At 69.3% G+C, this 11,079-nt stretch carries 9 protein-coding genes; 4 read left to right on the top strand and 5 right to left on the bottom strand.

The features are described from left to right. Positions 1-188 precede the first annotated feature (188 nt). Positions 189-2,711 (top strand): DNA topoisomerase IV subunit A, encoded by a 2,523-nt coding sequence (locus PKH97_RS08765; RefSeq protein WP_324387027.1) that lies wholly within the window; start codon positions 189-191, stop codon positions 2,709-2,711. Positions 2,712-2,723: 12 nt separating this feature from the next. After that, entirely contained in the window at positions 2,724-3,740 is a 1,017-nt protein-coding gene (locus tag PKH97_RS08760; RefSeq protein ID WP_324387026.1) for a LacI family DNA-binding transcriptional regulator, read from the top strand. Positions 3,741-3,943: 203 nt separating this feature from the next. Here PKH97_RS08760 and PKH97_RS08755 read toward each other — a convergent pair whose 3' ends face one another. Both PKH97_RS08755 and PKH97_RS08750 read right to left on the bottom strand, forming a co-directional pair. Further along, positions 3,944-5,416 (bottom strand): APC family permease, encoded by a 1,473-nt coding sequence (locus tag PKH97_RS08755; RefSeq protein ID WP_324387025.1) that lies wholly within the window; start codon positions 5,414-5,416, stop codon positions 3,944-3,946. 120 nt (positions 5,417-5,536) lie between these two features. Then, positions 5,537-7,651 (bottom strand): DNA topoisomerase IV subunit B, encoded by a 2,115-nt coding sequence (locus tag PKH97_RS08750; protein ID WP_324387024.1) that lies wholly within the window; start codon positions 7,649-7,651, stop codon positions 5,537-5,539. 212 nt (positions 7,652-7,863) lie between these two features. Between PKH97_RS08750 and PKH97_RS08745 the strand changes: the two genes are divergently transcribed. After that, positions 7,864-8,076, top strand: a complete 213-nt coding sequence (locus tag PKH97_RS08745) for a hypothetical protein (RefSeq protein ID WP_324387023.1) — start codon at positions 7,864-7,866, stop codon at positions 8,074-8,076. Beyond that, on the top strand, positions 8,073-8,588 hold the full coding sequence (locus tag PKH97_RS08740; protein WP_324387022.1) for a DUF456 domain-containing protein: 516 nt from the start codon (positions 8,073-8,075) through the stop codon (positions 8,586-8,588). The genes PKH97_RS08745 and PKH97_RS08740 overlap by 4 nt, the downstream gene beginning before the upstream one ends. A gap of 82 nt (positions 8,589-8,670) precedes the next feature. Here the strand turns inward: PKH97_RS08740 and PKH97_RS08735 are convergent, their stop codons facing one another. The 3 genes from PKH97_RS08735 to PKH97_RS08725 form a co-directional block, all read right to left on the bottom strand. Next, positions 8,671-9,087, bottom strand: coding sequence for a DUF3040 domain-containing protein (locus tag PKH97_RS08735; protein ID WP_324387021.1), 417 nt, complete (start codon positions 9,085-9,087; stop codon positions 8,671-8,673). Positions 9,088-9,243: 156 nt separating this feature from the next. Further along, positions 9,244-10,464, bottom strand: coding sequence for a DNA polymerase IV (gene dinB, locus PKH97_RS08730; protein WP_324387020.1), 1,221 nt, complete (start codon positions 10,462-10,464; stop codon positions 9,244-9,246). A gap of 69 nt (positions 10,465-10,533) precedes the next feature. Continuing rightward, a partial coding sequence (locus PKH97_RS08725) for a methyltransferase domain-containing protein (RefSeq protein WP_324387019.1) occupies positions 10,534-11,079 on the bottom strand: 546 nt, incomplete at its 5' end.

The following is an 11,079-nucleotide window of genomic DNA, read 5'->3' as shown; positions in this document are numbered from 1 at the left end:
CGGCGCGCCACCGCCGCCGGCGCGGCCCCGAGGACTACGTTCATTGGGGCCGCTTCGGCGCGCCCACGCCCGACGCACCGGCGTCGGTCCGCGAGAATGCCGAACACGAAGGCCCCAGCCCGGCAGCCCAGCCCGGGTGACCGGCACCATCAAGACCGGCGCACGCCGCCGAAGGAGATACCGCACGTATGGCCGGCCCACGCCCCGGCGGCGAGAATCCGCCCCCGGATGACAGCCAGATCGTCGACATTGATGTCAGCGAGGAGATGCGCAACGCCTTCCTCGAATACTCGGTCTCGGTCATCCACTCCCGCGCGCTGCCCGATGGCCGCGACGGGCTCAAGCCCGTGCAACGCCGCATTCTCTACAGCATGCACGAGCTGGGCTTGCGGCCCGATCGCGGCCACGTCAAGTCCTCGCGGGTCGTCGGCGACGTCATGGGCAAATACCACCCGCACGGCGACCAGGCGATCTATGACGCCCTGGTGCGGATGGCTCAGCCCTTCGCCATGCGGCTGCCGCTGGTCGACGGGCACGGCAACTTCGGCTCCCTCGACGCCGGTCCGGCCGCCTCGCGCTACACCGAGGCCCGTTTAGCGCCCGCCGCCCTCCTCATGGTCACCGGGCTCGACGAAGAGACCGTCGACGAGGTCCCCAACTACGACGACCAGCTCCTACAGCCGGCCGTTCTGCCCGCGGCCTACCCCAACCTGCTGGTCAACGGCACGACCGGTATCGCCGTCGGGATGGCCACCTCGATGCCGCCGCACAATCTCATCGAAGTCATCGCCGCCGCGCGCCACCTGATCGCCCACCCGAACTGCTCCCTGACCGACCTGATGCGCTTCGTCCCCGGCCCCGACCTGCCGGAGGGCGGTCGCATCGTCGGGCTGGACGGCATACGGGACGCCTATCTGAGCGGGCGCGGCGTCTTCCGCACGCGGGCCACGACGCGCATTGAGAAGATCACGCCGCGCCGCACGGGCATCGTCGTCACCGAGTTGCCCTATCAGGTCGGGCCGGAGAAGGTCACCGCGCGGATCAAGGAGCTCGTGCAGGCCAAGAAATTGCAGGGCATCAGCGACCTGAAAGACCTCACCGACCGCAAGAACGGCCTGCGGCTGGTCATCGAGATCAAGAACGGCTTCAACCCCGATGCCGTCCTGGAGCAGCTCTACAAGTTGACCCCGATGGAGGACTCCTTCGGGATCAATAACGTCGCCCTCGTCGGTGGCCAGCCGCGCACCCTGGGCCTGAAGGAGCTGCTGCAAGTCTTCGTCGACTTCCGCATCGACGTCGTCCGGCGGCGCACGACCTATCGTCTCGGCAAGCGCGTCGACGAGCTGCACCTGGTCGACGGCCTGCTGATTGCCATCGTCGACATCGACGAGGTCATCCAGATCATCCGCAGCAGCGACGACACCGAGATGGCGCGGACCCGCTTGATGCAGGTCTTCGACCTGACCCAAGTCCAGGCCGACTACATCCTCGAGCTGCGCCTGCGCCGGCTGACCAAGTTCAGCCGCATCGAGCTGGAGAACCGGCGCGACACCCTGCGCGCCGAGATCGCCGAGTTGGAAGCCCTCCTTGCCGACGACGCCCTGCTCCGCAAGCTGGTGTCGAGCGAACTGGCCGACGTCGCGAAGGCACACGGCACGCCACGCCGCACGGTGCTCCTCGAGTCCGCCGGCACCCCGGCCACTGCCACCACGCCGCTGGAAGTCGCCGACGACCCGTGCTGGGTGTTGCTGTCCTCGACCGGCCTGCTGGCCCGCACCGCAGGCGCCGACCCGATCCCCGCCGCCGGGGGCCGCGCCAAGCATGACGCGATCGTCGGGTCGGTGCGCACCACCGCCCGCGGCCAGGTCGGGGTCGTCACCACCGCCGGCCGTATGGTGCGCCTCCCCGCCCTGGACCTGCCCACCCTCCCACCGACCAGCGGCGCACCGAACCTCGCCGGTGGGACACCCCTGAAGGCGTTCGTCGAGTTGGCGCGGAACGAGCGGGTGCTCACCCTCGCGACGATCGGACCGGACGCACCGACGCTTGCCCTCGGCACGGCCACCGGCGTCGTCAAGCGGGTCAGCCCGGACTACCCGGTCGGCCGGACCGAATGGGAGGTCATCGCGCTGCGTCCCGGCGACAGCGTGGTGGGGGCCGCGGAGGTGCTGAGCGCGGACGACGATCTGATCTTCATCACCGCGCAGGCCCAACTCTTGCGTTTCCCGGCGACAGCGGTGCGTCCGCAGGGGCGCGCCGCCAGCGGGATGGCCGGCATCCGGCTGGCGCCGACGGATCGCGTCGCCTTCTTCGGTGTCGTCCCCTCTGCTGGGGAGGCGATCGTCGTCACGTCGAGCGGCACGTCCGACGCATTGCCCGGCACCCAGGCCGGCGCCCTGAAGGTGGCCCCGTATGCGGAGTATCCGCCCAAGGGCCGGGGCACGGGTGGCGTGCGTGCGCACCGCTTCCTCAAAGGTGAGGACGTCCTGGTGCTGGCCTGGGCCGGCGCTCTCCCGGCCCGGGCATCTGCCGCGAACGGCGTCGCCATCGAGTTGCCCGCGGCGACCGGGAAACGGGACGGCTCCGGCATACCGGCCGCGTCGATCATCGACAGCATTGCCGGCCCGCCGCGCGAACTGACCGGCACCGCCCTCGCCGCAGACGGGGGGCATACGGCAGAGTCTGACGATGTCGAGGCCACCGAGGAGTAGGAGGGGTCGTCGATGGTGACGATCGCCGATGTCGCGCAGCGGGCCGGCGTGTCCGTAGCAACCGTGTCGCGGACGCTGCACGGCAGCGCCAAGGTCGACCCGCGCACCCGCGCCCGCGTTTTGGCCGCCGCCGACGAGCTGAGCTATGTCGCCTCGCCGACGGCGATGTCACTGGCCTCCGGACGCACCCACGTCATCGCCGTGGTCGCGCCGATGATGAGTCGCTGGTTCTTCGCCTCCATCGTGACGGCGATCGAGCAGAACCTGCGCGAGACCGGCTATCACGTCATGCTCTTCTCGCTCGAAGCCGGGCCGGGGGCGCCGGGGCGCTTCCGGCCGGAGTTCTTCGCCAAGCGCGTCGACGGCATCCTCTGGCTCAATGTCGCGGTTACACCGGCCGAGGAGGCCATGCTCGCCAAACTCGACCTGCCCATGGTGTGCGTCGGCACCCAGATCGGCGATTCCCCCACCGTGCTGATCGACGATCACCGCGCGGCCCGGACCGCCGTCACGCACCTGCTCTCGCTCGGGCACCGCGAGATCGCGTATGTCGGCACGCCCGTCGGGTCGATCGCGCACATGACGACGCCCGCAGCGCGGGTCGCGGCATTCCGCGAGACGCTGGTGCACGCGAGTGTCCCGGTGCGCGAGGGCTGGGTGCTGGCCGCGGACTGGACCGCCGACGGGGCGATGGAGGCGGTCGAGCCACTATTGCGCAGCGACCGGCGCCCGACCGCGGTGCTCGCGGCCTCGGACGAGATGGCGATCGGGGCCCTGGGGGCCGCGGCTCGCACGGGCTTGCGCGTGCCCGAAGACCTGTCGGTGATGGGAATCGACGATCACTCCTTCGCCGGGGCACTTGGGCTGAGCACGGTGCACCAGGACGTCCCGGCCCAGGGACGCGCCGCAGCCCAGTTGCTGCTGGCGGCCGTGCGCAACCGGGACACTCGCACGCCGGCCACCCGTATCGAACTGGCCACCCACCTGATCCCCCGGCAGACGACCGCCCCGCCGCAGGCAGCCGGCTGACGTCGGGCGTCAGCGCGGGGTAGTGCGCAGATTGCTGCGGGCCATCGCAACGTAATCAGGTGCCGGTTGCCGGGGCCGCCGGAGCCCGCGCATACGGCGAGCCGGCCAAGTCCGTTGGGCCTCGGCCGCGGCGGCAAGGCGGCGGCCTCCTCGTGGCGCACGTGGACCCAGTCGATGCCGCACTTGGCCGGGCCGCGGAGGCCTCAGTTCCTCGTGTCCATATCGACGTCGAGGTCCTCGGGGTCGCGCAGGAACGTGCGCTTGCCGTAGATCGCGCGGTTGGCCATCCACGTCAGGGCCCAGAGGATGACACCAAGGGCGAGCAGGCCGCCGGCGATTTTGTACTGCTCCTGTTGGGCGTCGCTGCGCGCCCAGGGGCCGGCGAGGAAGAAGCATGTCACCGCGCCGAGATAGGGCAGGATCGTCGGCGCGACGAAGTGTGTGTGCTCGACCTTGTCCTTGCGCAGCACGAGCAGGGCGATATTGACGACCGTGAACACGCACAGCAGCAGCAGCGCCGTCGTGCCGCCCAACAGTCCGACAGCGTTCTTGCCCGAGGCCGACCCATTGGCGCGGACGACGTAGTAGATCAGGCCAAAGGCGATGGCGGTGGTAAACAGGATCGCCACCCACGGGGTTTGACGGGTGCGGTGCACGCGCCCGAGCACGGGCGGCAGGACTTCCTGTTTGGCCATGCCGTAAAGCAGGCGCGAGGCCATCAGCATGTTGATCAGCGCCGAGTTGGCGACGGCGAACATGCCGATGAAGGGGAAGACCTTGTCGAAGGGGAAGTTGGGCGCACCGGCAGCGACCACCTGGGTCAACGCGGACCCCTCATTGGGGTCCGCCAACGTGCCGACCGGCACGAGCGCGACCGCGGTGAGCGAGACCAGGACATAGATCGCGCCGGTGATGCCGAGTCCGGTGAGCATCATCCGCGGAAAGTCGCGAATCGGGTCCCGGCACTCCTCGGCCATGTTGACCGAGTCCTCGAAGCCAACCATCGCGAAGAAGGCCAACGAGGTCGCCGCGGTGATGGCAAAGAAGGTGCTCTTGTCGCTCGGGCTCTCGAAGACCATGGTCTGGGAGAAGTCGGCCTTGCCCTGCGTCACGGCATACAGACCGATGAAGATCACCAACAGCAGGCCAGACAGTTCGACGAGGGTGAGCACGACATTGGCCTTGACGCTCTCACCGACGCCGCGCAGGTTGACGGCGGCCACGAGCGCCATGAAGGCCAGGGCGACGAGGAGCAGCGGAGTGCTGCCCGCCTTCCACTCCGCTCCGAGGCCGTCGCGCAGGAAGCCGGCGAACGCATTCGAGGCAGTGGAGGCCGAGGTGATCCCGGAGCACATGACCGTGAAGGCGATGATGAAGGTCACGAAGTGCAGGCCAAATGCCTTGTGCGTGTAGAGCGCCGCGCCGGCCGCTTGGGGATACTTCGTGACCAACTCCAGATAGCTGAACGCGGTGATCGTCGCGACGACGAAGGCGGCGAGGAAGGGCGCCCACGCGGCGCCCCCGACCTCACCGGCAACCTGGCCGGTCAGGGCATACACACCGGTGCCGAGGATGTCGCCGACGATGAACAGCAGGAGAAGGCGCGGACCCATCACCCGCTTCAGCTCAGTGTGCGTCGTGCCGCTCGGGTGCTCGGTCACTGCGGCCTGGCTCATGAGGGCCTCCTGACGTCACCGGCCCGAGCCAGCCCCGGGCCGCCTGCCCGAAAGTGTCCCAGGTCATACCCGCCCGTTGGGGATTAGCCGTATGCCCGTGTCCTCGCCCCCGCTGGCCGCTCAGGCGTCGATGCGCTCCCGGTCCAGCCGGGCCGCGCCCGCCACGATGAAATCGCGCCGGGGTGCGACGTCATTGCCCATCAGCAACTCGAAGGTGAGCGCGGCCTGTTGGGCATCCTCGGCGGTGACCCGACGGAGAGTCCGGTGGAGCGGGTCCATCGTCGTCTCGGCCAACTGGTCGGCATCCATCTCGCCCAGGCCTTTGTAGCGCTGCAGGGGCTGCTTGATCGACCGACCGCGCTTGGTCAAGCCCGCGACCGTGGTGCGCATCTGGGCTTCGGAGTAGGTGTAGATCAACTCGTTCGGCTTGCTGCCGGGGTTGACCACCTCGATGCGGTGCAGGGGCGGCACCGCGGCATACAGGCGTCCCGCCTCGACGAGCGGGCGCATATAACGGAAGAACAGGGTGATAAGCAGGGTGCGGATGTGGGCGCCGTCGACGTCGGCGTCCGTCATGATGATGATCTTGCCGTAGCGCACTTGTTCGACGTCGAAGGTGCGCCCGGAGCCGGCGCCGACGACCTGGAGGATCGCCGCGCACTCGGCATTTTTCAAGGTGTCGGCGACCGAGGCCTTCTGGACGTTGAGGATCTTGCCCCGGATCGGCAGCAGCGCCTGGAACTCACTGGAGCGGGCCAGCTTGGCGGTGCCGAGCGCGCTGTCGCCCTCGACAATGAACAACTCCGTGCGCTCGGTGTCATTGCTGCGGCAGTCGGCGAGCTTGGCCGGCAGAGTCGAGCTCTCCAGGGCGTTCTTGGCGCGCTGGGTCTCCTTGTGCAGGCGCGCGGAGATGCGCGACTTCATCTCGGAGACGACCTTCTCCAGCAGTTGGTCGGCCTGCTGCTTCTTGCCGCGCTCCGGCCGCTCGATGCGCTCGGTCAACTCCTGCTCGACCACACGCGCGACGATGGCTCGGACGGCCGGGGTGCCGAGGACCTCCTTGGTCTGGCCCTCGAACTGCGGCTCGGCCAGCCGCACGGTGACCACCGCGGTGAGCCCGGCAAGCACATCGTCCTTGTCGACCTTGTCGGTGCCGACCTTCAGGCGGCGGGCGTTGAGCTCGAGTTGGCGGCGGAAGACCTTCAGCAACGCCTGCTCGAAACCCATGATGTGGGTGCCGCCCTTGGGCGTGGCAATGATGTTGACGAAGGAGGCAACCATGGTGTCGAAGCCGGTCCCCCAGCGCACCGCGATGTCGACCCCGCATTCGCGCTCGACCTCGGTCGGGGTCATATGCCCCTTCGCATCGAGGACGGGCACGGTCTCGGTGAAGGTGGCGCTGCCCTGCAGGCGCCAGATATCGGTGACGGGCTCATCGGTGGAGAGGTAGTCGGCGAACTCGCTGATGCCGCCGTCGTGCTGGAAGACCTCCTCGTGCGGCCCGTCGGCCCCCAGCGTCCCGGGCAAACCGCGCTCGTCGCGCACGACGATTCGCAGGCCGGGGACGAGGAAGGAGGTCTGCCGGGCCCGGGCTCGCAGCGCCTCGTCGTCGAACTCGGCGTCCTTGATGAAGATCTGCCGGTCGGCCCAGTAGCGCACGCGCGTCCCGGTCCGGGCCCGCGCGACCTTGCCGGTGATCCGTAAGGTGGGCGTGTCCTCATACGGGGTGAAGTCGCTCTCGGGGCTGGGCGCGCCGCCGTCGGTGAAGGTGCCCGGCTCGCCACGGCGAAAGCTCATCGCGTGGGTCTTGCCGCCGCGGTCGACCTCGACGTCGAGGCGCGCGCTGAGGGCGTTGACGACCGAGGCGCCGACACCGTGCAGGCCGCCGGAGGCGGTGTAGGAGCCGCCGCCGAACTTCCCGCCGGCGTGGAGTTTGGTGTAGACGACCTCGACGCCGGTCAACCCGGTACGCGGCTCGATGTCGACGGGCACGCCGCGGCCGTTGTCGCCGACCTCGACCGAGCCGTCGGCGTGCAGGATGACGGTGATCGTGTCGCAAACCCCGGCGAGGGCCTCATCGACGGAGTTGTCGATGATCTCCCAGAGGCAGTGCATCAGGCCGCGGCCGTCGGTCGACCCGATATACATGCCGGGTCGCTTGCGCACCGCCTCCAGCCCCTCGAGGACCTGCAGATGGTGGGCCGTGTAGCTGGTGTTGCGGCTCGCGCCGGGCACGGGCGTCCTTCCTCTCGACTGCTCGCGCCCACCGTAACCCGGGGCACCGACAACCCCTGGGAGGCCGGTCTCGACTGCATCTCGAATGGGGTGTCGTGCGTCCGGGAAGCATCCGGCGTGTTTGACTGTTGCAACCGACGCCGGGTCAACCGGCGTCTAGAACGACCAGCACGTGCCGATCGAGCTCGAGCGTGAGGAAGAAGGTAATCGACGTGAATGCGGCATTGGCTCCGGCCCTGACGGCGGCGGATCGTTGTGACCGGTGCGGCGCTCAGGCGTTCGTCCGCGCGCGACTGCACGCCGGCGGCGAGCTCCTGTTCTGTCTCCACCACTCTCGCAAGCACTTGCCCGCGCTGCGGGATCTTGCCGAGATCGACGACGAGAGCGACCGCCTGACCGAATCGGCCGCCCTCCCCCAGGTATGACCGCACTCCTGCGCGGTATGACCGAGCAGCCCGCGGCGAGCATCGTGCTCCCCGGGCTGCTCGTCATTGTCGGCCTGCTCGGGGTCATCATCCCGGTGATCCCCGGCCTGATCGTGGCCCTCATCGGCGTGCTCATCTGGGCTTTGGACCTTTCGACGACGGCCGGCTGGGTCGTCTTCGGCCTATGCGTCGCGATCTATGGCTGCGGGTTGGTCGCGCAATTCCTCATCCCCGGCAAGCGGATGAAGGCGGCAGGCATCTCCAATCTGACGCTCTTCCTCGGGGTGGCCGTCGGCATCATCGGCTTTTTCGTCGTGCCGGTCATCGGCGGGCCGCTCGGCTTCGTGCTCGCGATCTTCCTTCTCGAGTTGAGCAAGTCACAGGACAAGGATGCGGCCTGGCGTTCGACGAAGGCGGCCCTGCGCGGCGTGCTGCACAGCATCGGCATCGAGTTGTCGGCCGGGCTGCTCATCCTGACCACCTGGGTGATCGGCGTGCTCGTCACCCGCTGACGCGACCGGCTCGAGACACACGGCGGCCCCCGGAGCACTGTTCCGGGGGCCGTATGCCGTTGGGCCTGCGAGGACTCGCGGGTCACCACCCGCCGCGGCGGCGATCCCACCGGCCCTCGAGTCGTTCCATGAAGGTGCCGGACTGCGGCCTCCGGCCGCGACCCAGTTTGTGCCCCTTGCCGGCGCGGCGAGCGGAGCCGACCGAGCCGTCGTCGCGCACCACGCCGAAGGGGGCGTGCTGCTTGCGGGACGGAGCGAAGGCATACGCCAAGGCGGCGACCATGACGACGAAGCCGACGGCACCGACGATCCAGGTGGTGTTGACGCCGAGAAGGACCAGGCCGAGCCCAGCAAGCACGCCGACCAGGCCGATCAGATGCCGCGTATGGGAGCGTCGCGTCGCCACCGACTGCATCTGCGACGCGAACCGTGGGTCCTCGGCATAGAGCGCTTGCTCCATCTGGTCGAGGAGCTGCTGCTCACGCTCCGACAGCGACATAGCGGCCTCCAACTGCGCGTGTCCGGCTGGTGTGCTGCCGGAACGATGACGTTTATATCCAGTATGACGAGCAGAGCGATCAGAAAGGTTGCCGAGTCCTCGGAATCTCGTCCAGGGGGCAGGATAAATCGGGAAACTCCCGGGGGGAAGGGCGTGTCATCGCTTCCTCAGCAAACTGGCAGGTCCTACACTGCCCGACCCGAATCTCGCGACTGCCCGATCGAGCGCCCGGTCGGCGTCGCGCCAGCCGTGTTCGGGCTCGTCGAGGGTGGGCTGGACCGGAGCGTTCGCGGCCTTGACCAGGCCTTCGACGCGCACCCCGACCAGGCGTAGCCGCGCGCGTTGCAGGCCGAGCGCGTCATAAAGGCTCACGGCGATGGCGTAGACCTCCTGGCTGACATCGGTGGGGTCGCGCAGCGTCTTGCTCCGGGTGATCGTCGTGAAGTCGGCGAAGCGGACCTTGATCGAGATGGTGCGACCGACCAGGCCGGCCGAACGCATCCGCCGGGCGGTCTTCTGCGACAAACGAAGCAGCTCCCGATGGATGTATGCCGGGTCGTCCACGTCGACCGGGAAGGTCTCGTCGGCGCCGATGCTCTTCTCGCGGTGCACCGGCTCGACGCGACGTGGATCGCGGCCCCAGGCCAGGTCGTGCAGGTGGCTGCCGGTCGCGCCGAGGGCGCGGCGCAGGGTGGCTTCGGGCGTGTGGGCGATATCGGCGACGGTGACCAGGCCGAGCCGGCCGAGATGCTCCTCGGTCTTCTCCCCCACTCCCCAGAGGGCGCCCACCGGGAGTTGCTGGACGAAGGTGACGACCTCGGCGACCGGGACGACGAGCAGGCCGTCGGGTTTGCAGACCCCCGAGGCGAGTTTGGCGACGAACTTGGTCGGGGCGACCCCGACCGAGCACGTGACGCCCTGCTCGTCGTGGACCGTGTCGCGGATCTGCGAAGCGATGGTCGCGGGGCTGCCGAGGCGGCGGACGGCGCCGGAGACGTCGAGGAAGGCTTCGTCGAGACTGAGCGGCTCGACATACGGGGTGATGCTCTCGAAGGTCGCCATGACGGCATCGGAGATGCGGCTGTAGAGCTCGTGATCGGGGGGCAGGACGGTGGCCTGCGGGCACAGGCGGCGGGCGCGGCCCATCGGCATCGCCGAGGTCACGCCGAAGGCGCGGGCCTCGTAGGTCGCGGAGAGGACGACGCCGCGGTTGCCGGCGCCGCCGATGACGACCGGGGTGCCGATCAGGTCGGGCCGCGCGAGCAGGGAGGCGTTGGCGAAGAAGGCGTCCATGTCGACGTGCAGGATCGTGCAGCCGGTGTCGTCCGGGGGCGCGGCGCCGGCCCGGGGTGGGGGTCGGAACTGGCGGCGGGACATCGGCTGGGCCTTTGGGACGGAGGTGGGCGGCGTGGGGGCTGGGGCCGAGGGTCGCTGGTGGGTGTGGCGCTAGTTGTGGCGGCGGGCGACGACGTGCAGGGCCGACCCGATCTGCCCGAGGACGGCGAACTCGGGGTGGGTGGCGACCGCGGTCTCGAGGTCGATCAGGGCGGCCCGCTCGGAGTCGGAGTCGAGATAGATGGAGGGCACCAGGTCGCTGAAGAGCCGGATGCCGTGGCTGCGCAGGACGATGAAGCCGGCGTGGGTGACCAGGGCCTCGACCTCGCTCTGGTCGAAGCGGCGCGGCAGCGGGTCGGCCGGGCCGTAACGGCCGTCGGGACTGTCGAGGGCGGTGCGCGCCTGGGCGAACTGGCCGGCCAGGGCCCGCGCCAGGACAGCAGCCAGGCGCTGGGAGGTGACGAGCGAGAGGTGGCCACCGGGAACGACGACCTCGGCGATCCGGCGCAGGGTGGCCTTGGGGTGGTCGACGACCTCGAGGGTGCCGTGCAGGCAGACCAGGTCGACGCGGGCCTTGAGGATGGTGCGCAGGTCGTCGGCGTCGCCCTGGGTCGAGCGCAGGGTGTCGCCGACGCCGGCATCCTCGGCCCGCCGCCG

Origin of the sequence: Nostocoides sp. (assembly GCF_035343835.1) — a bacterium.
Taxonomy (GTDB): domain Bacteria; phylum Actinomycetota; class Actinomycetes; order Actinomycetales; family Dermatophilaceae; genus Nostocoides_A; species Nostocoides_A vanveenii.
Note: the sequence above shows the minus strand (reverse complement) of the source record. Positions and strands in the feature narration are given on the sequence as shown.

Bases quoted from the DNA above. Each gene is read 5' to 3' on its own strand.
- PKH97_RS08765 (WP_324387027.1), top strand. From the start codon at position 189: ATGGCCGGCCCACGCCCCGGCGGCGAGAATCCGCCCCCGGATGACAGC.
- PKH97_RS08740 (WP_324387022.1), top strand. From the start codon at position 8,073: ATGACCGCACTCCTGCGCGGTATGACCGAGCAGCCCGCGGCGAGCATC.
- PKH97_RS08760 (WP_324387026.1), top strand. From the start codon at position 2,724: ATGGTGACGATCGCCGATGTCGCGCAGCGGGCCGGCGTGTCCGTAGCA.
- PKH97_RS08735 (WP_324387021.1), bottom strand. From the start codon at position 9,087: ATGTCGCTGTCGGAGCGTGAGCAGCAGCTCCTCGACCAGATGGAGCAA.
- PKH97_RS08755 (WP_324387025.1), bottom strand. From the start codon at position 5,416: ATGAGCCAGGCCGCAGTGACCGAGCACCCGAGCGGCACGACGCACACT.
- dinB (WP_324387020.1), bottom strand. From the start codon at position 10,464: ATGTCCCGCCGCCAGTTCCGACCCCCACCCCGGGCCGGCGCCGCGCCC.